Origin of the sequence: Actinoplanes sp. NPDC023801, from assembly GCF_040639655.1 — a bacterium.
Lineage (GTDB): Bacteria > Actinomycetota > Actinomycetes > Mycobacteriales > Micromonosporaceae > Actinoplanes.
In genome coordinates this window covers 102,706-125,624 of record NZ_JBFAAI010000014.1, presented here as the reverse complement: position 1 = coordinate 125,624, position 22,919 = coordinate 102,706, and the positions used below count along the sequence as shown (strand labels likewise).

General features: G+C 70.3%; 22 protein-coding genes and 1 tRNA gene. 12 read left to right on the top strand and 11 right to left on the bottom strand.

Annotated elements, in window-relative coordinates; all coding sequences use genetic code 11:
* Window positions 1–4: 4 nt before the first annotated feature.
* Both AB0G04_RS24565 and AB0G04_RS24560 read right to left on the bottom strand, forming a co-directional pair.
* Window positions 5–1,918, bottom strand: a complete 1,914-nt coding sequence (locus AB0G04_RS24565) for a methyl-accepting chemotaxis protein (protein WP_360987254.1) — start codon at window positions 1,916–1,918, stop codon at window positions 5–7.
* A complete protein-coding gene (locus AB0G04_RS24560) occupies window positions 1,891–2,121 on the bottom strand; it encodes a hypothetical protein (RefSeq protein ID WP_360987264.1) in 231 nt (76 codons plus the stop codon). Before AB0G04_RS24560 ends, AB0G04_RS24565 begins: the two co-directional genes overlap by 28 nt.
* 86 nt (window positions 2,122–2,207) lie before the next feature.
* On the opposite strand from AB0G04_RS24560, the gene AB0G04_RS24555 reads away from it, so the two are divergent.
* Complete coding sequence (locus tag AB0G04_RS24555; RefSeq protein ID WP_360987012.1) at window positions 2,208–2,747, top strand: dihydrofolate reductase family protein; 540 nt, start codon at window positions 2,208–2,210, stop codon at window positions 2,745–2,747.
* A 38-nt stretch (window positions 2,748–2,785) separates the two neighbouring features.
* On the opposite strand, the gene aceE is transcribed toward AB0G04_RS24555, so the two are convergent.
* Complete coding sequence (gene aceE / locus AB0G04_RS24550; protein ID WP_360987009.1) at window positions 2,786–5,524, bottom strand: pyruvate dehydrogenase (acetyl-transferring), homodimeric type; 2,739 nt, start codon at window positions 5,522–5,524, stop codon at window positions 2,786–2,788.
* A 186-nt stretch (window positions 5,525–5,710) separates the two neighbouring features.
* The gene (locus AB0G04_RS24545) at window positions 5,711–6,115 is read right to left on the bottom strand and encodes a YjbQ family protein (RefSeq protein ID WP_360987006.1); all 405 of its coding nucleotides are present in this window, start codon (window positions 6,113–6,115) and stop codon (window positions 5,711–5,713) included.
* A 187-nt stretch (window positions 6,116–6,302) separates the two neighbouring features.
* Between AB0G04_RS24545 and AB0G04_RS24540 the strand changes: the two genes are divergently transcribed.
* The 4 genes from AB0G04_RS24540 (at window position 6,303) to AB0G04_RS24525 (ending at window position 9,731) form a co-directional block, all read left to right on the top strand.
* Window positions 6,303–8,543 (top strand): transketolase C-terminal domain-containing protein, encoded by a 2,241-nt coding sequence (locus AB0G04_RS24540; protein WP_360987003.1) that lies wholly within the window; start codon window positions 6,303–6,305, stop codon window positions 8,541–8,543.
* 99 nt (window positions 8,544–8,642) lie between these two features.
* A complete protein-coding gene (locus AB0G04_RS24535; RefSeq protein WP_043525386.1) occupies window positions 8,643–9,074 on the top strand; it encodes a DUF3052 domain-containing protein in 432 nt (143 codons plus the stop codon).
* Between the two features lie 77 nt (window positions 9,075–9,151).
* On the top strand, window positions 9,152–9,631 hold the full coding sequence (locus tag AB0G04_RS24530) for a peroxiredoxin (protein WP_360987000.1): 480 nt from the start codon (window positions 9,152–9,154) through the stop codon (window positions 9,629–9,631).
* A 25-nt stretch (window positions 9,632–9,656) separates the two neighbouring features.
* Window positions 9,657–9,731 (top strand) — tRNA-Val (locus AB0G04_RS24525).
* Between the two features lie 107 nt (window positions 9,732–9,838).
* Here AB0G04_RS24525 and AB0G04_RS24520 read toward each other — a convergent pair.
* The 5 genes from AB0G04_RS24520 to AB0G04_RS24500 all read right to left on the bottom strand — a co-directional run bounded on the left by AB0G04_RS24520 (window position 9,839) and on the right by AB0G04_RS24500 (window position 14,520).
* Window positions 9,839–10,819 (bottom strand): NADPH:quinone oxidoreductase family protein, encoded by a 981-nt coding sequence (locus AB0G04_RS24520; RefSeq protein WP_360986998.1) that lies wholly within the window; start codon window positions 10,817–10,819, stop codon window positions 9,839–9,841.
* Between the two features lie 128 nt (window positions 10,820–10,947).
* The gene (locus tag AB0G04_RS24515; protein ID WP_360986995.1) at window positions 10,948–11,931 is read right to left on the bottom strand and encodes a sigma-70 family RNA polymerase sigma factor; all 984 of its coding nucleotides are present in this window, start codon (window positions 11,929–11,931) and stop codon (window positions 10,948–10,950) included.
* 173 nt (window positions 11,932–12,104) lie between these two features.
* On the bottom strand, window positions 12,105–12,593 hold the full coding sequence (locus AB0G04_RS24510) for a MarR family transcriptional regulator (RefSeq protein ID WP_360986992.1): 489 nt from the start codon (window positions 12,591–12,593) through the stop codon (window positions 12,105–12,107).
* Window positions 12,594–12,601: 8 nt separating this feature from the next.
* Entirely contained in the window at window positions 12,602–13,849 is a 1,248-nt protein-coding gene (locus AB0G04_RS24505) for an FAD-dependent monooxygenase (protein ID WP_360986989.1), read from the bottom strand.
* Between the two features lie 284 nt (window positions 13,850–14,133).
* Window positions 14,134–14,520, bottom strand: a complete 387-nt coding sequence (locus AB0G04_RS24500; protein WP_360986986.1) for a hypothetical protein — start codon at window positions 14,518–14,520, stop codon at window positions 14,134–14,136.
* Between the two features lie 664 nt (window positions 14,521–15,184).
* Here AB0G04_RS24500 and AB0G04_RS24495 point away from each other — a divergent pair.
* The gene (locus AB0G04_RS24495) at window positions 15,185–15,451 is read left to right on the top strand and encodes a hypothetical protein (protein ID WP_360986983.1); all 267 of its coding nucleotides are present in this window, start codon (window positions 15,185–15,187) and stop codon (window positions 15,449–15,451) included.
* A gap of 24 nt (window positions 15,452–15,475) precedes the next feature.
* Here the strand turns inward: AB0G04_RS24495 and AB0G04_RS24490 are convergent, their stop codons facing one another.
* Window positions 15,476–16,054, bottom strand: coding sequence for a DUF402 domain-containing protein (locus tag AB0G04_RS24490; RefSeq protein WP_360986980.1), 579 nt, complete (start codon window positions 16,052–16,054; stop codon window positions 15,476–15,478).
* 367 nt (window positions 16,055–16,421) lie between these two features.
* On the opposite strand from AB0G04_RS24490, the gene AB0G04_RS24485 reads away from it, so the two are divergent.
* A complete protein-coding gene (locus AB0G04_RS24485) occupies window positions 16,422–17,264 on the top strand; it encodes a hypothetical protein (RefSeq protein WP_360986977.1) in 843 nt (280 codons plus the stop codon).
* 217 nt (window positions 17,265–17,481) lie between these two features.
* Here the strand turns inward: AB0G04_RS24485 and AB0G04_RS24480 are convergent, their stop codons facing one another.
* Window positions 17,482–18,117: a bifunctional DNA primase/polymerase gene (locus tag AB0G04_RS24480; protein ID WP_360986974.1), complete on the bottom strand. Its 636-nt coding sequence runs from the start codon at window positions 18,115–18,117 to the stop codon at window positions 17,482–17,484.
* A 223-nt stretch (window positions 18,118–18,340) separates the two neighbouring features.
* Between AB0G04_RS24480 and AB0G04_RS24475 the strand changes: the two genes are divergently transcribed.
* Genes AB0G04_RS24475 through AB0G04_RS24455 form a run of 5 tightly spaced genes read left to right on the top strand, consistent with a single transcriptional unit; the run spans window position 18,341 to window position 22,918 of the window.
* Window positions 18,341–19,567: a helix-turn-helix domain-containing protein gene (locus AB0G04_RS24475; protein WP_360987252.1), complete on the top strand. Its 1,227-nt coding sequence runs from the start codon at window positions 18,341–18,343 to the stop codon at window positions 19,565–19,567.
* 49 nt (window positions 19,568–19,616) lie between these two features.
* Window positions 19,617–20,201, top strand: coding sequence for a flavoprotein (locus tag AB0G04_RS24470; protein ID WP_360986971.1), 585 nt, complete (start codon window positions 19,617–19,619; stop codon window positions 20,199–20,201).
* A 28-nt stretch (window positions 20,202–20,229) separates the two neighbouring features.
* The gene (locus AB0G04_RS24465) at window positions 20,230–21,060 is read left to right on the top strand and encodes a Nif3-like dinuclear metal center hexameric protein (RefSeq protein WP_360987250.1); all 831 of its coding nucleotides are present in this window, start codon (window positions 20,230–20,232) and stop codon (window positions 21,058–21,060) included.
* A complete protein-coding gene (locus AB0G04_RS24460; protein ID WP_360986968.1) occupies window positions 21,057–21,791 on the top strand; it encodes a C4-type zinc ribbon domain-containing protein in 735 nt (244 codons plus the stop codon). Before AB0G04_RS24465 ends, AB0G04_RS24460 begins: the two co-directional genes overlap by 4 nt.
* Complete coding sequence (locus AB0G04_RS24455; RefSeq protein ID WP_360986965.1) at window positions 21,788–22,918, top strand: bifunctional RNase H/acid phosphatase; 1,131 nt, start codon at window positions 21,788–21,790, stop codon at window positions 22,916–22,918. The genes AB0G04_RS24460 and AB0G04_RS24455 overlap by 4 nt, the downstream gene beginning before the upstream one ends.
* Window position 22,919: the final 1 nt, after the last annotated feature.

Here is a 22,919-nt window from a genome sequence, read left to right as displayed (position 1 = left end):
CGGTTCAGACGGTGAACCGCCCGACCAGCCCGGTCAGCCGATTGGCCGTGGCGGTCAGCTCGTCCGCGGCCCGGTGCGACTCCGCAACCGACGCGCGGGTGCTCTGCATCGCCCCGCTCACGGTGCCGATGCCGTCGGCGATGTCCCGGCTGCCACCGGCCGCCTCGGCGATGTTGCGGGCCATCTCGGCGGTCGTCGCGGCCTGCTGCTCGACCGCTGCCGCAATGGCCGTCTGGTAATCGTTGACCTGGGCGATCCGCGCCGAGATGGCATCGATCGCGGTGACCGCGCGGGCGGTGTCGGCGTTGATCGCGGCCACCCGCCCGGTGACGTCCTCGGTCGCCCTGGCGGTCTCCTGGGCCAGCTCCTTGACCTCACCGGCGACCACCGCGAAGCCCTTGCCGGTCTCGCCGGCGCGTGCGGCCTCGATGGTCGCGTTCAGGGCCAGCAGATTGGTCTGCTCGGCGATGCTGGCGATCAGCTGCACCACATCGGTGATCTTCGCGGTCGAGGCCCGGAGTTCGGTGATCACGTCCGCGGCCGCGGCGGTCAGGCCGACCCCGTCCCGGCCGGCCTGTGCGGCCTCCTGCGCGTTGTGCGAGATCTCGGTGATCGACGCGCCCATCTGCTCGGCGCCGGCGGCGACGGTCTGCACCACGTGCGACACCGCGTCCGCTGAGGCGCTCACCGTGCCGGCCCGGTTCGCGGCGGTGTCGGTCGCGGAGGACATCTCCCCGCCGGTGGCCGAGACCCGCCGGGCGGTTCCGGTGACCTCCTCGGAGGCGTTCATCACCTCCTGCATGACGGTACGGAGCTCGCCGGCGGCCGTGTTGAGCGCGGCACCGGCCTCGCCGATCTCGTCGCGCCCCCGATCGTCGATCCGTACGGTGAGGTCGCGGCCGGCGAGCCGGGTCAGCGCTCCGGTCAGCGCGGCGATGCGGCGCGCGATCCGGGACGCCTGCAGGTACGCCGCCGCAGCGCCGGCCAGGGCCAGCAGCACCGCGGCGATCACGAACGCGGTCAGCATCGTGCCGCGTCCCTCCCGGACCGCGGTGACCGCGGCGCCGGCGTCGGCGTCGTAGCCGCCCACTGTCACCGCCCACTGGTACGGCGCGTAGTAGGCAACCGTCGTGGTGGTGTTCCCGGCCGGTGCGCCGGCGGCCCCGGGCAGCCGGTATTTCGCCTGCTGGATGGCACCGCCGGCGAGTTGCGGGGCGCCGGTGACGATCTCCTCGACGTACCGGGTGCCGTCGGCGTCGGCGGCGTCGAGCATGTTCTGCCCGGCCATGCCCTCGATGCTGGAGGCGACGACCCGGCCGCGGTCGGCGGCGGCCGTGCTGAAGACCGAGACCCACCCGTTCGTCTGGATCTTCATCGCGCTGATCGTCGCGGTCAGGTTCACCAGCGCCTCGGCCTGCGGGACGCCCACGTAGAGCGCGCCGATCACGGCGTCGGCCGCGTCCTTGATCGGGTCGTAGACCGAGGCGTACGGCGTGCCGACCACCGCCGCGACGCCGCGGTACTGCTTGCCGTCCTTGATCGCGGCCGCCACGGCGTTCGGTTTGCCGTCCGCGGTGGCCGGGATGTACGTCCCGATGGCGCGGGTGCCCTTCGCCGACTTCACCGTCGTGGCGACCCGCAGCAGGTCACCGGCCGCGTTCATCCGCTGGAAGACGGTGATGGTCGCGCCGGAAAGAGTTTTCGCGTCGTCGACGAACGGGGTGGTCCGCTTCAGATCCGTGTTCTGCCCGAGCCACCTGCCGCCGATCTCGACGCGGGGCAGCGCGGCTCTCGTCGCCCCCTGGGAGACCTGGTTGGTGGCCGTCCAGGTGACCCGTCTGTCCGTGAACCGCATCCCGCCGTTCTGGGCGAGGAACGCCGAGGCGCTGTTCATGCTCCGGTCCATGCTCTGCTGGATCTCGTCGCCGACGGTCGCGACCAGGGCGCCGGCGTCGGCGGCACTCTGCGTGAGCGCGACCGGTTCTGCCGCAGCACCTCGCGTTCGGTGTTGTCGGCGAAGCGGCCGCACTGCCAGGCGCCGACGGCCACCAGCACGACAGCGGTGACCAGAACGCTCCCCAGGCCGAGAAGGAGCAGTTTGTGGCTGATTCGGAATCCCACATCCCGATCATCGCGCCGCGACCACCTCGCCGCCCGCTCGTTGCCGTTTTCGACCCGACGACCCGGCGAGCAACGAGGTGAGAACCATGGGCAAGATCGTGGCGGTGGAGTACGTGACCCTCGACGGTGTCTTCGAGGAGCCGGTCTGGAGTGGCCCGTACTTCAACGAGGAACTCGGCGCCTGGCAGGCCGACAACCTCCGGGAGGCCGACGCGCTGCTCCTCGGCCGCAAGACCTACGAGGGCTTCAAGGCGGCCTGGCCGCGGATGGCCGCCGAGACCGGTGATTTCGGCGCCAAGATGAACGGGATGCCCAAGCACGTCGCCACCACGACGCTCACCGCCGATCAGGCCGAGTGGAACGCCAGCTTCCTGGACGGCGACGTGGCCGAGGCGGTGGCGAAGCTGAGAACCGGCTCCGACACCCTCCTGATCAACGGGAGCGGGAGCCTCGTCAACTATCTGACCAGGCACAACCTGATCGACGAGTACCGGATCATGATCTTTCCGGTGGTGGCCGGCGAGGGCCGCAGGCTCTGGGAGGAGGGCACCCGGATCGCTCTGGCACACACCGGCAGCTGGCGGTCGGCCACCGGCGTCGAGGTGATCAACTACGGACCCGCATAGGGCGATGAGGGGGCCCGCGGGCCCCCTCATCGTGGTTCCTACGAGTCGCCGCCGGTCTCGCCCACCGGCGCGGCGTTGACGTCGTCGATCGCGTACTTCTTGGCGGCCTCGCCCGGCACGTGCGCCGGGATCTGACCGCGCAGTGCCAGCTCACGCAGCGTCGCCACGGTCACCGACTCGCCGTCCACGTGGAAGTGGCGGCGCAGGGCGTGCCGGGTGTCGCTCATGCCGAACCCGTCGGTGCCCAGCGAGGTGTAGCCGTTCGGCACCCAGCGGGAGATCAGGTCGGGCACGGCCCGCATCCAGTCGCTGACCGCAACCGACGGGCCCTCGGAGGACTCCAGCTTCTGCTGGATGTACGGCTTGCGCGGCGCGTCGCTCGGGTGGAGCAGGTTGTACTCCTCCGCCTGGATCGCGTCGCGGCGCAGCTCGGTCCAGGACGTGACCGACCAGACGTCGGCGCTCACACCCCAGTCCTGGGCGAGCAGTTCCTGTGCCTTGAGCGCCCACCGCATGCCGGTGCCGGAGGCGAGCAGCTGCGCCCTCGGGCCCTCCTTGAGCGAGCTCTCGCTGAACCGGTAGATGCCCTTGAGCAGGCCCTCGGTGTCGAGGTCGGCCGGCTCGGCGGGCTGGATCGCCGGCTCGTTGTAGATGGTGAGGTAGTAGAAGATGTTCTCCTGCTTCTCGCCGTACATGCGGTGCAGGCCGTTCTCCATGATGTGCGCGATCTCGTACCCGAACGCCGGGTCGTAGGACACCACGGCCGGGTTGGTCGCCGCGATCAGCAGCGAGTGCCCGTCCTCGTGCTGCAGGCCCTCCCCGTTGAGCGTGGTCCGGCCGGCGGTGGCGCCGAGCAGGAAGCCGCGCGTCATCTGGTCGGCGGCCGCCCACAGCTCGTCGGCGGTGCGCTGGAACCCGAACATCGAGTAGAAGATGTACAGCGGGATCATCGGCTCGTCGTGCGTCGCGTACGACGTGCCGGCCGCGATGAAGCTGGCCGTGGAACCCGCCTCGTTGATGCCCTCGTGCAGGATCTGCCCGTTCGTCGCCTCCTTGTAGGACAGGAACAGTTCCCGGTCCACGGAGGTGTACGTCTGGCCGTGCGGCGAGTAGATCTTCTTGGTCGGGAAGAGCGAGTCCATGCCGAACGTGCGGGCCTCGTCCGGGATGATCGGCACCCAGCGGGCCCCGAACTCCTTGTCCTTCATGAGGTCCTTGAGCAGCCGGACGAACGCCATCGTGGTGGCGACCTTCTGCTTGCCGCTGCCGCCCTTGAGGCCGCTGAACACCTTCGAGTCCGGGATCGCCAGCGACTTCGCCTTGGTACGCCGGGTCGGGATCGACCCGCCGAGCTCACGGCGCCGCTCGATCATGTACTGGAACTCGTCGGACTTCTCGCCGGGGTGGTAGTACGGCGGGAGGTACGGGTTCTCCTCGAGCTGCTTGTCGCTGATGTCCAGGTACAGCCGGTCCCGGAAGCCCTTCAGGTCGTTCAGGGTGAGCTTCTTCATCTGGTGCGTGGCGTTCCGGGCCTCGAAGTGCGACCCGAGCGTCCAGCCCTTGACGGTCTTGGCCAGGATGACGGTCGGCTGGCCGGTGTGCTCGGTGGCCGCCTTGTAGGCCGCGTACAGCTTGCGGTAGTCGTGCCCGCCGCGCTTGAGGTTCCAGATCTCGTCGTCGGTCATGCCCTCGACGAGCTTGCGGGTGCGCGGGTCGCGCCCGAAGAAGTGCTCCCGGACGTACGCCCCGGATTCGCCCTTGTAGGTCTGGTAGTCGCCGTCGGGGGTGACGTTCATCAGGTTGACCAGCGCGCCGTCGGGGTCGGCGGCGAGCAGCGAGTCCCACTCCCGGCCCCAGACGACCTTGATCACGTTCCAGCCGGCACCGCGGAAGAAGGCCTCCAGTTCCTGGATGACCTTGCCGTTGCCGCGAACCGGGCCGTCGAGGCGCTGCAGGTTGCAGTTGACCACGAAGGTGAGGTTGTCCAGCTCCTCGCGGGCGGCCAGGCCGATCGCACCGAGCGACTCGACCTCGTCCATCTCGCCGTCGCCGAGGAACGCCCAGACGTTCTGCTGGCTGGTGTCCTTGATCCCGCGGTTGTGCAGGTACCGGTTGTAGCGCGCCTGGTAGATCGCGTTCAGCGGGCCGAGACCCATGCTGACCGTCGGGAACTCCCAGAAGTCCGGCATGAGACGCGGATGCGGGTACGACGGGAGGCCGCCACCCGGGTGCGACAGCTCCTGGCGGAAACCGTCGAGCTGGTGGGTGCTGAGACGGCCCTCCAGGTAGGCCCGCGCATACATGCCGGGGGAGGCGTGACCCTGGTAGAAGATGTGGTCGCCGCCGCCCGGGTGGTCCTTGCCCCGGAAGAAGTGGTTCATGCCGACCTCGTAGAGGCTGGCGCTCGACGCGTACGTCGAAATGTGACCGCCGACGCCGATCTCCGGCCGCTGCGCGCGGTGCACCAGCATCGCCGCGTTCCACCGGATGTAGGCCCGGATCCGCCGTTCGACGAACTCGTCACCGGGGAACCAGGGCTCACGCTCCGGCGGGATGGTGTTGATGTAGTCCGTGGACGTCAGTGGCGGCACGCCGACCTGTCGCTCCCGGGCCCGCTCCAGCAGGCGCAACATCACATAACGGGCTCTTTTCGCGCCGCGTTCGTCGATGACTCCGTTGAGCGACTCGACCCATTCGTTGGTTTCTTCAGGGTCGATGTCGGGAAGCTGGCTCGGCAGGCCATCGCTGATCACCGGGCGCTTGCGCTCCGTGGCCACAGGCAATCCTCTTGGTGTGAGTGTCGGACGTCCGTGCTACCCGTCCGCCTCATGGGTCAAGGTGGCGAATCGCGCGGAATAGGTCTCCATCCTGCCCCCTTACGGTGTGCGTCGTCACGTCTACGGGGTGTCTCAGCGATGCTCGACACACGTACTGACCAGTAACTTTGTGGACACGTCCCGATCTCAGCCGTTCACGAAGGAGAAACGCACCTGCCGGATCGGGTTGTCGCCATTGGTGTCCACCAGGCATATCGACTGCCATGTACCGAGCGCGATCTGGCCGTTGATCACCGGCAACGTGGCGTACGGGGCGATCCAGGCCGGAAGGACATGATCGCGGCCGTGGCCGCGCGACCCGTGCCGGTGCTGCCACTTGTCCTCCGTCGGCAGCAGATCGTCGATCGCGGTCAGCAGGTCGTCGTCCGAACCGGCCCCGGTCTCGATGATCGCCACCCCGGCGGTCGCGTGCGGCACGAAGACGTGCAGCAGGCCGTCCCCCTCGGAGCGGGCGAAGTCCGCCGCCTCGCTGGTGATGTCCACGACGGCCGGAGACCCGCCGGTCCGTACGGTGATCGTTTCGGTGCGCATCCGCCGAGCCTATGTGTACAGATCGAGCAGCAGGAACACGAACGCGGTGCCGGCCAGCCAGCACACGCACTGCGCCAGGCGCGCGACGGCGGCCCACAAGATCATGTCCCTGAGTACACCACCGGGTGACGGCCCGTGTGCGCCAGATCGATCGTCCTCGCAGTGGCATCACCGGCCGCGGTCGGGAATGCTGAATCGCGTGACCACTCCGCAAAGCCTCGACGAGCGGTTCCGCGATGCGGTCTCGTCCCTCCGCCCACCGGAATCCGGGCGTTCCCCCGGCGACCCGGTCCGGGACGGTGCGGGCCTGACCGGTGCCCGTGCCCGGGAACTCTTCGACGCCCAGCTGACCAGCCGCCACCTCGACCTCGCCGCACGCTGGCTGCGCAGCTTCAACGAGGGCTTCCACACCATCGGCTCCGCCGGGCACGAGGGCAATGCGGCGGTCGCCGCGGCGCTGCGCGGCGACGACCCGGTGCTGCTGCACCACCGCTCCGCGGCCTTCTACTGCGTACGGGCGGCCGGCCGGCCCGGTGCGGCCGGGCACGACTCCGGCCCGCGCCTCGAGGAAGCCGCCCGCGACGTCCTGCGCGGAGTCGTCGCCTCCGTCCGGGACCCGGCGACCGGCGGCCGCGCCAAGATCTTCGGCAACCCGGCCCTGCACCTGATCCCGGCGATCTCCGCACCCGGCGGCCACCTGCCCCGGGCCGTCGGGCTGGCACACGCCCTCACCCGGTCCACCGGCACCACCTGGCCCGGCGACGCGATCGTGGCGGCCTCGTTCGGCGACGGCGGGGCCGGCGGTGCCGCCGCCTCCGCGGCCCTGCACGCGGCCGGCCGGCTCGAACTCGCCGGCCAGCGGGTGCCGCTGCTGCTGATCTGCGAGGACAACACACCCGGCGGACCCGGCCCGGACGGCTGGGTGGCCGCGGCACTGCGTGGCCGGCCCGGCCTGCGCTACTCCTACGCCGACGGCTGCGACCTGGCCGCGGCCTATGACGCGGCGACCGAGGCGGCGGAGTTCGTACGCACCGAGCGCCGCCCCGCCGTCCTGCACCTGTCCACCGTCCTGCTGCTCGGCAGCCCCGGCGACCCGGACCCCGGCGACGGCCTGGACCGCGATCCGCTGGTCACCGCCGCGCGACTGCTCATCGAGGCCGGGCTGTACGGCCCGGACGAAGTGATCACCCGCTACGACGAGGTCGGCTGGCAGGTCCGCAAAGCCGCCGAGGAAGTGCTCGGCGAACCCAAACTCGCCTCCGCCGGTGAGGTCGTCGCGACCCTCGCCCCGCGCCGCCCGCTGCGCGCCGCCCACGCCGTCTCCGAGCACGCCGGCCGGGCACTCGGCGCCGGGGCACCCACCCGGCTGCGCGTCTTCGACGGCCGGCTGCCCGAGGACGCCGGGCCGATGACCCTCGCGCAGACCATCACCGCCACCCTCGCCGACGCCCTCGCCGTGAACCCGCGGATGCTGCTCTTCGGCCCGGCCACCACCCGCGGCGGACGGCACGGCGTCACCACCGGGCTGTCCGGGCACCACGCCGAACGGGTCTTCGACAGCCCGCCCGACACCACGACCATCCTCGGACTCGCCGCCGGCGCCGGACTGGGCGGCCTGCTCCCGGTACCGGAACTCGACTGCCTCTCGGCGCTGCACGGCGGGGCGGACCAGCTGCGGGCCGAGGCGGCCGGTATGGCGTATCTCTCGTCAGGTGCCTACCGCAACCCGATGGTGCTGCGCGTGCCCGGCCTGGCGAGCCCGTTCGGGATCGGCGGGCACCTGGCCAACGACAACACCGTGGCCGCCCTGCGCGACGTGCCCGGCCTCGTCGTCGCGGTGCCGGCCCGGGCCTCCGACGCCGCGCCGATGCTGCGCTCCTGCCTCGCCGCCGCGGAGGTCGACGGCAGCGTCTGCGTGTTCCTCGAACCGGTCGCCCTCTACCAGACGAGGGACCTCTATCAACAAGGCGACAGCGAGTGGCTGGCGACCTATCCGGCCCCCGGTTCGTGGGCCGAGGACCACGTGCCGATCGGCCGGGCCCGCACCTACGGGCTGGGCACCGCCCAGGACCTGACCATCGTGACGTACGGCAACGGCGTCCGGATGGCGCTGCGTGTCGCCGCTCAACTGGCCGCCGACGGATACGGCTCGCGGGTCGTCGATCTGCGCTGGCTCAACCCACTACCCGCCGCTGACCTGGTACGCGAAGCCACCGTCACCGGCCGGGTGCTGATCGTCGACGAGACGCGGCGCTCCGGCGGCGTCGGCGAGGGCGTACTCGCCGCTCTCGTGGACGGCTCATTCGTCGGCTCCGTACGCCGCGTCGCGGCCGCTGACGTGCCGGTTCCCCTCGGTCCGGCAGCCCAGCAGGTTCTGGTGGGAGAGGATGCCATCACACAGGGTGCCCACGCGCTGCTGGCACGGTAAATTGCCACACACTCGGTGCGCCACTTGCGCACCGGCGCCGGAATGTGTGGACTACCCCCAGGTTCCGGTGCATTTTTGACGGCTAGGAGGATTTGGACAGTGAGCGCGACCGCGGGTCAGGCCGACGGCGTACGTAGCCTGGCGGACCGGTTCGGCCTCGAGCCGAACATGGTGGTCATGGAGATGGGGTACGACGATGACGTCGACGAGGATCTCCGTGACGCCCTGACCGAACGCGTCGGTGACATGGTCGACGAGGACACCGACGAGGTCGTCGATGCGGTGCTGTTGTGGTACCGCGACGGCGACGGTGACCTTTTCGAGATCCTCACCGATGCCCTTGGCCCTCTCGCCGACAACGGCGTGGTGTGGCTGCTGACCCCCAAGGCCGGCCGCGACGGACACGTCGAGCCGAGCGAGATCAGCGAATCGGCCCCCACGGCGGGCCTGCAGCAGACCTCAACGGTGAACGCCGGCAAGGATTGGACCGGTGCACGCCTGGTCTCCCCCCGGGGCGCCAAGAAGAAGTAGCTCACTACCACCCCACTCCAGGTCGGCGCCCGAGGCGGCGCCGACCCAGCGGTGCTGGCCTGGTTTAGGGTGGGTGGATGCCGATCGAGGTGGGCAGCGAAGCCCCGGACTTCGTCCTCAAGGACCAGAACAACCAGGAAGTACGCCTCCGTGACTTCCGCGGTCGCAAAGCGGTCCTGCTGGTCTTCTACCCCCTCACGTTCAGTCGCCGCTGTCAGGGCGAACTCACCGAGATCCGGGACAACCTGGCCGAGTACGCCAACGACCGGGTACAGGTCCTCACCGTCAGCGTCGACTCCGTGTACAGCCACAAGGTCTGGGCCGGCCAGGAGAACTTCGACTTCCCGCTGCTCGCCGACTTCTGGCCGCACGGCGAGGTGGCCCGGGCCTACGACGTCTTCGACGACGAACGCGGCATCGCCAACCGCGGCACGTTCCTGGTGGACACCGACGGCACCGTCGTCTACGCCGAGATGAACGGCCCCGGCGAGGCCCGCGACCAGAGCGCCTGGCGTACCGCCCTCGCCGCTCTCGGACCACGATCGGCGGCAGGGTAGGATGACGGCTCCGGTGATTCATGCCGGGCGCGTAGCTCAGTGGGAGAGCACTCGCCTTACAAGCGAGGGGTCGTAGGTTCGAAACCTACCGCGCCCACCAGTCCGAGCAGCAGCGGAGCGGGCCGCCGGAATTCCGGTGACCCGCTCCCGTCTCAAGCTCCGTGACCGGCCCATGAGTTCCGGTTCCGGTGATGACCGGCGGCATTGTCAGGGCAGCAGTGCCAGTCTGCCGACGGTGGCTCGCGCTTCCAGTTCCGTCAGTGCTTTCGGCCCTTCGGCGAGCGGGTAGCACGTGGGCCGGCCGGGGCGGAGCACTCCGGATGCCAGGAGGCCGAACATCTCACCCATCACCTCGCCGAAGGTCGACGGTGCGTCCTGGATGAGGGTGCCGATGTTGAGGCCGATGACATGAACCTGGTGCCTGTAGATCAGGTCCCAGTTGGTGATCGTCGCCTCTCCTGCGGCCATCCCGTAGACGACGACCCGGCCGGTGACCCGCTTGGCCGACGCCAGGCCGGCTTCCAGGGCGGGGCCGCCGACGGACTCCAGGACGAGGTCGGCGCCCGTACCTCCGGTCAGCCGCATGACCTCGGCGGCGAGGTCCGTGCCGCGGGAGTCGATGGCGTGGTCGGCCCCCAGGCTCAGGACCACGTCGTGTTTCTCCGGCGAGGCCGCGGCGATCACGGTTGCGCCGTAGTGCTTGGCCATCGTGACCGCGGCCTGGCCCGTCGCTCCCGCTGCGGCGTGGATCAGGACGGTCTGCCCCGAGGTGAGGTGGCCCAGCGGTTTGAGTGCGGCCAGCGCGGTCGGCAGGCTCACGACCAGGCCGAGTGCCTGCTCGTCGGTCCAGCCCGCCGGCACGTGGATCACCGAAGCGGCGGGCAGCAGCATGTACTCGGCGAAGGCGCCACCGGTGATGCCGACACCGATGACATGGGTGCCGGGCTCGAGCCCGGCCACCCCTTCGCCTACCGAGACGACCTCACCGGCGCCCTCGATGCCCGCCACGTACGGCGGGTTCGGGCCACCGGCGAAGGTGCCGGTGGCCTGCTGGATGTCGGCGAAGTTGACGCCTGCCGCGGTCACCCGGATCAGGACCTGGCCGATACCCGGCGACGGTACCGGAGCGCCGGTGATCAGGCGCAGGTCCTGAGGGCCGTTCAGCGACGTCTGCTGCAGGGCGCGCATGGTGGAGGAGATGCTCTTGACGGTGGCTTCCTTCGGTCGGTGACAGGCCGGCTGCCTGCACCCAGGAAGACCCGGCGGGAGCGGCGAAGGAATCGCTCACCGGCTCACCTTGCCGAAACTGCTCCCGGTCAAGTCCGCTGTGCCTGCGCCAGACGCGGCGCGAACCCGAACGCGGCCACCAGGCTCGGATCGCCGAACGAGGAGATGCGGTGGATGCCCGCGCCCTTGACGGTGAGGACACAGATTCCATACGCCTGGTGGTCCCCGTGCCGGTCCCGCAGGTAGGCGGCCGCGGCGGGCTGCCCGTTGGCGCTGGTGGGAAGCATGCGCCAGTCACCGGGTGAGCCCAGCAGGTGGCGGTGCAGGAAGGGGACGCAGACACTCCGGCCGGCGAACCAGGTACGCAGCGGTGTCGCCTCCAGGGTGGCGTCCTTCAGCAGCAGTCGCTCCAGCGCTGCGGCGTCGGCGTTCTCGAATGCCGCGATGTACTGAGCGAGGAGCTCGCGAGCGTCGGGCCCGGACGGCTCCGTGATCCCGCCATCGGTCAAAGCGAGTTCTGCCAGCCGTCCACGGGCCCGTTGCAGCGCGCTCTTGACCGACGCTGTCGTGGTGCCGAGCATGACCGCGACGTCCACGGCCGGAAACGCCAGCACGTCCCGGAGGATCAGCACCGCCCGCTGCCTCGGCGGGAGATATTGCAGGCTGGCGATCAGCGCCAGCCGCACGGACGCACGCGCCGCGACGATCGTCGCGGGGTCGGCCGCATCCGGCAGGACCATCGCATCCGGCGCCGGCTGCAGCCAGTTCACGTCGGTGCCGCCGGCTTGCGGGATCGTATCGGGATCCGGCTCCGGGTCACCGATTCCCGAGGGAAGCACCCGGCGGCTCTGCCTGGTCAGCTCCGTCAGGCACCGGTTGGTCGCGATCTTGTAGAGCCAGGTACGTATCGAGGAACGTCCCTCGAACCCACCGTAGGATCGCCAGGCACGCAGGTAGGTCTCCTGGACCACGTCCTCGGCATCCTGGATCGAGCCGAGCATGCGATAACAGTGCGCGAGGAGCTCACGCCGGAACGGCTCGGCGACTCCGGCGAAGTCACCCCTGTCCGGCACGGTTCACACCGCCCTGCGGAGGAACGCCGAACGTGCCTTCCGGACGTGAGGCGGGCTGGGTCGGATGCCACCTGCCGAGGCCGCGATTGCCGTCCACGATGCTCATTCAAACACCGCAACCATGTCCTGGACTCGGGCGGCGCGAGTGCCGCGCCCGGCGGGGCGACGACATCTCAGGCGGATTGCTGGGCGGTGTCGCCGGTGCGGAGGCGGTCAAGCTCGGCGAGGTATATCGCCTGCATGCGGTCATAGTGCCGGACCAGCAGCATGAGCTCGTCGACGCTGTAGCCCTCGATGAGCCGCGCCGCCCCCTCGGCGAACCGCTCGTACGGTCGCTCCAGCTCGGGGATCCGCTCCGGCCGCAGGGTGACGATCATCCGCCGGCGGTCCCCGGGATCGCGCTCGGCCGTCACGTAGCCCGCCTGCTGGAGCCGGCGCAGCATGCTGGTCACCGCCCCGGTGGTGAGGTTGGTCCGCTCGGCGACCTGGCCCGCGGTGGCGAAGTCGACCTCCGCCAGGTAGTCCAGGCATTCCAGGTCGCTCACGGTGAGGCCCAGCCGCTCGGCGATGGCGTACCGGAAGACCGTGGACAGCCGTGCGGTCTCCCGCCCGGCGCGCATGAGGTCGGCTGTCGCGGACGCACGGGCCGGCTCGTGGGACATGCCCGCAATCATGCCTCCGGTACGGTCACCCGGTGCAGCCGAGGTAACACGCGGGTCAGCAGCCAGTGCGGGGCAGCCGCGGCCCCGGTGAGGCGGCGCATCAGCCCGGCGGCGGTGTCGACGGCGCGGAAGGCGTACGGCACCATCTCGTCCTGATAGTCGGTGATCGCCTCCTCCACCGGCCTGCCGCTCGCCCGTGCCTCGACCAGCCTGTGGCCGAGCAGGGCGGCGTCGCGGAGCGCGGTGTTGCCGCCGTGCGCGCCGAACGGCGGCATGGTGTGCACGGCATCGCCCATCATCGTCGCCCGGGGCACCACCCACCGCCGCGGGCGCCGGCCGGTGGCGAAGAGGTTGAGCACGGTGGCGTCCAGTTCGGCCGTGTCGATCAGTCGCCGGATGAGCGGGTGGAAGTCCGTACTCATCCGGGCGGCCAGGTCTCGCAGCGCCAGCAGGTTCCCGCGGACGCCGGCCGGCACCTCCTCCTGCCGGAGCAGCAGTCCCCACATGACGTAGTCGTAACCGGTGGGCGCATAGCTGCCCGGGGCCAGGCGTGCGAACGCCTCCCGCGGGTTCTCGCCGAACCGCATGGAGGTGAAGAAGAAGGCGCGGCCCGGCCGGTCGGCGATGGCCAGGACCCCGCTGGTGCGCAGCGCGTCCGGGATGACGCTCACACCGCTGCGCTGCAGGGGCGACTGGCCGTACACGCCCGCCATCGGGGTGTTCGCCGGGTCCGCGTCCGGCGTGAGTTGTGCGCGCAGCGCCGAGCCGACGCCGTCGGCGGCCACGACGACGGTTGCCGCGGCGGCCCCGCCGTCGGAGAACCGCAGCCGCAGCCCGGCCGGGCCGCCGCTGTCCACCGCGACGGCGGTCTTGCCGTAGTGGATACGCCCGTCCAGCCCCGACTGCAGGATCGACCGCAGCGTGAGCCGGTCGACCTGCCGGGTCGCGTGCGGTTCGTCCTTGAAGTTGATGGTGAACGCGTCCCGCAGCCGGCTGTCGGTGAAGCGCAGATGCCCGCCGGGCTCGTCGCCGGTGGTCAACGCCAGGCGGTACAGCGGGCGGGGCAGGCTTTCGCGCAGTGCCTCCAGCCCGTACCGGTCGAGAATGATCCGGTAGCCCTGCCGCCGGACGAAGGGGCCCAGATCCCGCTCGTAGACGTGCACGTCGATGCCGGCCCGCATCAGGTACTGGGCGAGGCACAGGCCGGAGAGGCCGGCGCCGGCGATCGCCACCGAGAAGTCCGTCGATATGCCCATGCGGTTATCTTAATGACTAAGATGATTTGGGCAAGGTCGCCGGCATGCCACGATCCACCGAGCCGTACGGCCGGACGCGTAAAGCGCGGACCGAACCGCGCTTGATGTCTCCTCCTGCGCGCAGCCCGGACATCGCCGCCCCGAACGCGGGAGCCGGGGTTGCTGAGGGTCCGTGAATGCGGCGACGGCACCACCCTCGAGGGTGGTGCCGCCGTGATCCTTGCTGTGCCGTCGGCCGGGCCGGCAGCGTGAGTCACACGCCGGCGCGCCGGATCAGCTTCGGCCTAGTGGTAGACGTACTTGCGCTCGCAGCCGTTCGCGCACGAGGTGTGCGCGCTTCCGGTGATGGTCTTGCCCGACGGGACGATCGCGCGGGCGGTCGTCGCGGAACTGAACCAGGCGCTCCAGCTCGAGCTTCCGGACAGCCGGTAGGACAGCCACGCGTGGCCCGCGCACGAGTCCGCGGTGCTGGCCTGGGTGTAGGCCGCCGAGTGCGAGCTGTAGACCTTCCAGTTGCAACCCGAGCGGCTCAGCCATGTCTCCACGGTGTGGGCCTGGGCTGCGGACGGAGCGATGAGGGCTCCTCCGGTGACCGCGAGAGCCGCTGCGCTGAGGGCTGCCGCGATGGAACGGCCATTGCGCCGTCCACTCGTGGTTTCCTTTGAAATCATAATACTTACTCCTCCCGTGTTCGCCCGATTAGGGCGATGGCTCGACGCTAAAAGAATGTTACGAATTTGTCAACTTGATTGTCCGAGTTGTTTCTCGAGTGGATCAACGAGGGTGTTGGTGAGGCAGGGGAATGAATTCTGATGTGGGTGGGATCTTGCCTGGTCGGAGGGCTGTTCTCTTCGTTAAGGAGCGTCCAGGTTGCCGGTCGAAATGGGAGGAATGTTTTTCCGGGGTGTTGCCCGCGAGCGGCTCGGAGTCGTCGCGATCTGACACAGGTCGGTGCCGGTCGTCCGTGCCGCGGGTGTGACTTGACCTGCTTGAGCAGCGGAAACATCGGCTCGGGAGCATGCTTGCCGGCGCTCAGCCCGCGATTACGTGACCGTGGGTGATTGGTAAAGTGCGATACGTGACCTCCCTCACATCGGTCACGGTCCGGCCGCATATTCGTCCCCTGAGAGGGCGGGCCGGGGCTGGGAATTCCTGCCCAGGCCGGCGCCGGTAAATCGTTGTCCTCGTGTCGACTATGTCCTTGTTTCTTGTTTCACCGACACACGCTGCGAAATTTGGATTTGCAGCCCTCGCTGCAGAAAAATCCGTGGCGAAGAAATCACAAGTAATTGAAGTGAAGAGCGGCGGGCGGTCGTGAGCAGTAAGGTGCCGGCTGTGACGGGTCCTGAATCCCTCTGGTCCAGCAGCGGATTGCGGCCGTTCCAGGAGGTCGTCTGCGTGGTGGTGGGGCATCGCGGGCGCTTCGGCCTGGAGGTCGAGATCACGGGTCCGGTGCCGGGCATGCCGGCATTCATCGACTTCGTGCTGCTTTCCGAGGACGATCACCTCAAGCCGGCGGACTTCCCTCCGGTGGGCAGCACCATCGAGGCGCTGACCCTCACCTTCTCGCGGACCGGCGACCTGCGGCTCTCGCCACGATGAGCCGCCGGTGTACCTGTCCTTCGCTCATCCCGGAACTCCCGGCTCCGCCGGTGGCGTCCGTCCTTGATCTGCCCGGCGGTGGTTCGGGCGCGTGACCGACCACAGGCGGGTCATCCAGCCGTGATGGTGGGCCCCGAACGGTTCGCGAGCCGTGGCCAGGGCCTCATGCAGGACACCGGTGGCGGCCGTCGCGCGGGCCACCACGTCGGTGGGGTATCCGAACCGGCGGCGGTGCGCCTCGAACTCGTCCTCGTCGTCGATCACCACGCGGTGGTCCGCCCGGTAGCGGATCAGGTCGATGTCCAGGTCGATCACGGTGATACGCGAACCGGTGTGCTCGGCGGGCGTGGTGATGTCGCAGTAGACGTCCTTGCGGCTGGGTTCGGCCAGGAACATCGCCATCCACCAGCCGTCGTGCGGGATCAGGCGGACCGAGTCCTCACGGGTGAACTCGATCCGCCGCCAGCCGTAGCTGTAGCGGACGACGGTCCGGCGAGGCGTGCCCAGCCAGGTGCCGAACTCGTCGGTGCCGAGCCGTAGAGCGGTCACCCGGCGGTGCGGTCGTCCGTCGTATTTGCGGAGCACCAGCTCAACCCGATCCACGGCCTGAGGCTAACCGCTCGCTCCCAGGGCGAGATCTTGTGCGGTTCCTCCCCAGCCGGAGCCGGAAGGTCACAAGGTCGCGGCGGGCGGCGGACGGTGAGGACGGCGGGTGGTAAGTGGTCGCGGGCGGTGAGCGGGCGGTGAGTGGTCGGCGGGCGGTGAGGGCGGTGAGTGGGTTGTGCGTTGGGGAGGCGGCAACCGAGGTGCAACGGGGGGAGGGCTCAAGAGGAGGGTGGGAGGACCGATCCGTACTGGCGTCCGCGGGAACACCGCGGTGGGCGGGTCCCGGCCGGTTTCCCCTCGGCGGTCTGGGCCCGCCCGGGGATACGGGTCTGAACAGCGGCGACACCTATCACGGAGGCCGGACGTGGGTACGGAACTGCACGCCGGGATCGACGCCGGGAAGGTGGTCGTCTCCCCGTACCCGATCAAGGCTCGCCGGGGGAACGTCCGCCGTGAGCGGACCGGAACTCTGATCGAAGTGGTTCCCCGGACGCCCAGCGGGCGTGGCCGGGAGGAGCGGGTGACGTTCGCCGCCCGCCTTGCGCTGCCGTTGCTGTTCGTCTCCGCCGTGCTCGCCGCGGCCGGTTTCAACTGGTGGCTGGCGGCCGGTGGCAGTGTGGCGCTCGTTGCCGCGGTGTGGCGCCGGCAGGCCCGGGCGGCGCAGGAGACGGTGTTCGCAATGCCGCGGGATGACGAGTCGCGGGTTCTGTGGTCGGTGCCGGAGCGAGCCGCGTTCGCCGGCGCGCTGGATGCCTCGCGGCGGGTGCGCCGGACCTGGCCGGCTCTGAACGGCATGATCGATCCGGTACTGGCGGACGGCTCCCTGACCCGGGCGCTCGGTGAGCTGGCCGATGTGCTGGCGCGGCGGCAGGAACTGCGGCGGCTGCGCGCGGATCTCGCGGGGGTGCGGGACGCCGACATTCCCGGGGACAGCCCTGCGCGGCTGGCCGCCGATGCCGCGCGGGAGCGGGCCGACGCCGCCTGGCGGGAGGCCGGGCACACCGCCAACCGCATTCTGGGCAGCATCGACGCCGCGGCTCGTGCGGGGGAGAGCTTCATCCGGGAGCGGCAGGTGGCGGCGACCGCCCGGCATGCTGAGCGGACGCTGGCCCGGGTGGCCGGGGTGCCGGCGATCGCCGAGAGCGGGCCCGACCTCGCCGGTCGTACCGAGGCCGTGATCGCCGCCTACCGGGACCTGGCCGCCTGAGAGAAGCCCCGGAGGCTGCGCCGCCTGAAGTAAGACCGGAGGCTGCGCCGCTCGAGAGAAGCGCGGGAGCAGTGCCGTCCGAAAGCCGGGGAGCTGCGCCTCGGACAAGCCGGCAAGATTCACTCACACATTTCCCCCGTGGGGGTGATGTGATCGAGGGCACCGGTCCGGCACCCTAGTCCGGTGACACGTGTTCCAGAGCCTAGTCGGGGCGGCCTCAGGCCGCCCTGCGGGACGTGGACAGTTGCCGCGGCACCAGGATCGCGCCGGCCGGGCGGCTCGGTCCGAGGGCGGCGACCAGCTTCTCCTGCACCTCCTCCGAACTCGGCAGCCGCCATTGCGTGCGGCCCGGCGGCACCTCCCAGCGGACCGGGCCTTCGGGCATCCGGCTCGGTGGCGCCGGGATCCACGATCCCGTTCCGTGGCGGATCACGTCGAGGCGCCGTTCCAGTTCCGGTCGTAGCGGGCTGCCGCTGCGGACCAGGAACATCCAGCGGCCGGCGGCGGTCACCGCCACCGGTCCGGTGCCGGGTCCCTGCCGGCCCAGGCTCGCGGGCACCTCCAGTACGTCGAAGGCGCCACCCGTGGTGAGCAGGACGGTGTAGGGGTGTCTGCGCCACCACGTCGCGACATGGGCCGGATCGTCGCCGGCCGCCGCGGCCCAGGAGTCGAGGGCCGGGTGGCAGCCGGTGATGGTGCAGCCGGGGCGGCCGCAGGTGAACCTGTGGCCGGTCAGATAGGCGCCGGGCGTCACGGCCCATCCGTGCGCTGCATACCGCAGCGCGGCCCGGCGCAGGAGGGCTCTGTCGAGGATTGACGGTGGGACGAACGGCTGACGGCTGGTCCACTGCATAGCTCGATACCCCCCGAGTCGGGTGGGGAGGCCGTATCCCGCGGCGACGGACGTCGTTGGGCCCGGCAGATCCACCCTTTGCAACTTGCAAGAAAACTACGAGCATCGGTGAGCAGGCGATCACACACGCTGTGCGATCTGCGCGCACGTGAGAGGTCCACACTGCGAGTTACACCGGATGGCTCACCGGCGGAAAGTCCGCCGGATGAGTGGGGGAGGCACCGTGGACGAGCTGCCGATCGGCCGCCGCGTCGCCTATTGGCGGGGCCGACGCAAAATGTCCCAGCAGGTGTTCGCGGACCGGCTGGGTAAATCGAAGAGCTGGGTCGACAAGGTGGAGCGCGGGGTCCGCCGACTCGACAAATTCTCCGTTGTCTACGACATCGCCGACGTGCTCCAGGTGGACGTCCAGCTGCTGCTGGGCAAGGAGGTGGAGCGCAAGCCGGAGACGCAGAACTGCATCGACCAGGTCGAGGTCGAGGAGATTCGGGCTGCTCTCGAACGGTATGACCAGATGAGTGCGTTCTTCCAAGCGGTGCCACACAGCCCACCGCTGCCGGAAATGCGCAAAGCGGTCAGCCACGCCTGGCTGACCTATCAGCACGCCAAGTACGGGGCACTGGCGCGCGCACTGCCCAAGCTGCTCCGCGACGCCCAGGCGGCGGACAGCGCCCACGCCGACAGCGACGACGCGCCGCACGCCGCGCACCTGCTCGGCCAGGTCTATCAGATCGCCTCGTCGGCGCTGCGCAAGGTCGGCGAGCACGAGTTGTCCTGGCTGGCCGCGGACCGTTCGATCGCCGTCTCACAGCGGGCCGGCGACCAGTTGCTGGCCGGGCTTGCGAGTTACCGGGTGGGCAGCGCGCTGCTCGCACTCGGGCGGGTCCGGCCGTCGCTCGAGGTCAACGTCAACATAGCGAACAGGCTCGCGCCCGGACCGGACCGGCCGCGTCCGGAGCAGCTCTCGGTGTACGGGATGCTGCTGCTCAACGGGGCCATGTCGGCCGCGCGGATCGGTGACAGCGCGACCGTCCGGGACCTGCTCTGCGGCGCCGATCAGGCCTCTCTGGAACTGGGCGGCGACTTCAACCACTACTGGACGAGCTTCGGGCCGACCAACGTGCAGCTGCACCGCTGCGCGACCGCGGTCGAGCTCGGTGACGGGCGCCTCGCCGTCGAGACGCACCTGGGCATGGACCAGAACGGGTTCCACGCCATGCTCCCGGAGCGGCGGGCGCACCACTACCTCGACATCGCGCGTGGCTACACCCAGATCGGCGATGTGGAGAAGGCGGGCGAGATGCTGCTGGAGGGCGACCGCCTCGCCCCCTCCGAGATCCGGTGCCGGCCGCTCGCCCATGAGGTCCTTTCCGACGTGCTCCGGCGTACCCGGGGCACGCCGCCCGCTCCGATCGCGGAGCTGGCCGAACAGATGGGAGTCGGTGTATGAGGGGAGCCGTCAGTCCGCTTTCGGGCGGCGGGCGGGGGGTTGGCGAGTGATGACGGGTAACCCCTCACCCGGTGTGCTGTACGTGCTGGTGTGCGGCTCACCGATGGCCCGGGACGTCGGGATTCTCGTCAGTCTTGCCCAGAGTGACGGCTGGGACGTGTGCGTGGTCACCACCCCGGACGGGCGCAAGTTCGTCGACGTGGCCGCGCTGCAGGCCCAGACCGGGCACCCGGTCCGTTCCGACTACAAGAGTCCCGGCGACCCGGACGTGCTGCCGGCGGCCGACGCGATGATCGTCGCGCCGGCCACCGTCAACACGGTCAACAAATGGGCCGCCGGAATCACCGACACACTGGTGCTCGGGCTCCTCATCGAGGGGTACGGCTACGGCGTCCCCACCGCGGTGGTGCCGTACACCAACAAGGTGATGGCGCTGCACCCCGCGTTGCACGAGAGTCTCGCGAAGCTCCGGGACTGGGGCGTGCACGTGCTCTACGGGGAAGATGTGTGCCGTCTCGGCGGCCCGGGACAGACGGATCGTTTCCGTGGCCAGTTCCCCTGGCGACGGGCCCTGCAGGCGGTCAGCAACCCGATCGCGGCGGGCAGCCGAGTCGAGCCGGGGGCGCTTTCCTAGCGGTATAGGGTTGGCCCTCGTGACCGACTTGACCGTCCGCTCCGTGGTGGATGCCCTGGACGCGCGTTTCCCGCGGAACTGGGCGGAGTCGTGGGACCGGGTGGGACTGGTGCTCGGCGAGTTCGAGCATCCGGTCAACCGTGTCCTCTGCGTCGTCGACTGCGTGCCGGAGACCGTCGATCAAGCCCTTGACGTGGGCGCTGACCTCATCGTCGCGCATCATCCGCTGTTCCTCAAAGCCGTGTCGTCGATCGCCCCGGACACCTTCAAGGGCGCCCTCGTGCACCGGCTGATCCGGGCCGGGGTGGCGCTGTACACCGCGCACACCAACGCCGACGTGGCCAACCCGGGTGTCTCCGACGCGCTGGCCGCCCGGCTGGGCCTCACCGGCCTGCGGCCGCTGGCTCCGGCTGAGGGCGCGGCCGCGGGTGAGGGGCGCGGGCTGGGCCGGGTCGGGGAGCTGCCCGAGCCGCTGACCCTGGCGGCGCTGACCCGTCTCGCGGCGGAGCGACTCCCGGCGACCGCGGCCGGCGTGCGTGCCGCCGGTGACCCGGAGCGCATCGTCCGTACCGTCGCCGTCTGCGGTGGCGCGGGCGACTCGTTCCTGGCCGTCGCCGCGCGGTCGGGCGCCGACGCGTACCTCTGCGCCGATCTGCGGCATCACCCGGTGAGCGAGCATCTCGCCGCCGGTGGTCCGGCTCTGCTCGACGTCGCCCACTGGGCGAGCGAGCGTCCCTGGCTCGACGACGTGGCGGCCTGGCTGCGCGACGCGTTCGGAGTCGAAGTGCTGGTGTCAGACGTGGACACCGACCCCTGGACCGTCCATGCGAATCGCGATGATTTGGAGATCCGCCCGTGAAGGCCGCCCCGGAAGCCCAGCGCCGTCTGCTCGACCTGCAGGCCGTCGACACCACCCTGGCGCAGCTCGCGCACCGGCGTAAGTCGTTGCCCGAGCTGGCCGAGATCGACGCGGTCGCGCGGGAGATCTCCGCGCTCGAGGACGAGCGGGTCCGTGCCCAGGTGGTCGTCGACGACCTGGAGCGGGACATCGCGCGCCTGGAGAAGGACATCGACCAGGTACGCCAGCGCAAGGACAAGGACCAGAAGCGCCTCGAGGCCGGTGGTTCGCTGCGCGAGGTGGAGGGCCTTCAGCACGAGCTGGGCACGCTGAACCGGCGGCAGTCCGAGCTGGAGGACGCCGAGCTCGAACTGATGGAGCAGACCGAGACCGCCTCGGCGACGCTGGCCGAGGTGCAGGGACGACTGACGGCCGCGGTCGAGCGCCGGTCGGACGCCGAGCGCCGCCGGGACGAGGCCCTCGGCGAGATCGCCAAGGAACTGGAGTTCAAGACCCAGTCCCGGGTGCCGCTCGCCGCGGATCTGCCGGACGACCTGGTCACCCTCTACGAGAAGATCCGTTCGGAGACGGGCATGGGTGCGGCGCTGTTCTACGCGGGCCGTTGCGGCGGCTGCCGGATCGAGCTGTACGGCGCCCACCTGAACCGGGTGAAGGCGGCCCCGAAGGACGAGGTGGTCCGCTGCGAGGAGTGTCGCCGGATCATGGTCCGGACCGCGGAGTCGGGCCTGTGAGCGACCTGCGGGTGATCGTCGAGGCGGACGGGGGTTCGCGCGGCAATCCGGGTCCGGCCGGGTACGGCGCGGTGGTCCGGGACGCCGAGACCGGCGAGGTTTTGGCCGAGCGGTTCGCCTCGCTCGGCGTCGCGACGAACAACGTGGCGGAGTACTCGGGCCTCATCGCGGGCCTGGCGGCGGCTGCGGAGCTGAACGCCGCCCGGGTGGCCGTCAAGATGGACTCGAAGCTGGTCGTCGAGCAGATGTCCGGCCGCTGGCAGATCAAGAACGCCGGTCTGCGCCCGCTCGCGGCCGAGGCGGCGGCCCTGGTCGGCAAGTTCGCCGGGGTGACGTTCGAGTGGATCCCGCGGGAGCGCAACAAGGCCGCCGACGAGCTGGCGAACCGGGCGATGGACGGCGAGGCGGCCGTCGAGGGCAAGCGCGCCGGCAAGTCCGCCGAGTCGCCGAAGTCCGAGGCGCCCAAATCCGAGTCGCCGAAGTCCTGGGCGCCGCCGGCGTCGCTGGCCGAGGCCACCCGGATCATCCTGGTCCGGCACGGTGAGACGCCGATGACCGCGCAGGGCCGGTACTCGGGGCGCGGCGACGTGCCGCTCACCGACGAGGGCGAGGCCCAGGCGATGGCGGCGGCGGGGCGGGTGGCCGGCATCTCCCGCGAGGTGGCGGCGGTCCTCAGCTCACCCCTGACCCGCTGTGTACGGACCGCGCAGCTCATCGCCGACGAGGCGGGCGGGCTGCCGGTGACCATCATGGACGACCTCATCGAGTGTGACTTCGGTGCGTGGGAGGGCCGTACGTTCGCCGAGGTGCAGGAGCGGTGGCCGGCCGAGATGAACGCCTGGCTGGGTTCGACGAGTGTCGCCCCGCCGGGCGGGGAGTCGTTCCAGGCGGTGGCGAAACGGGTGCGTGGCGCTCTCGCGACCGTGCTCAGCGCGTACCCGGGCAAGGTCGTGGTCCTGGTCTCCCATGTGTCCCCGATCAAGTTGATCCTCCGGGACGCGCTGGCGGCCGGCGACGCCTTCCTGCACCGGTTGTTCCTGGACGCGGCCGGTGTGTCGACGATGGACGTGTGGCCGGACGGCAACATCGCGGTCCGCTCGGTGAACGAGACCGCGCATCTTCGATAGC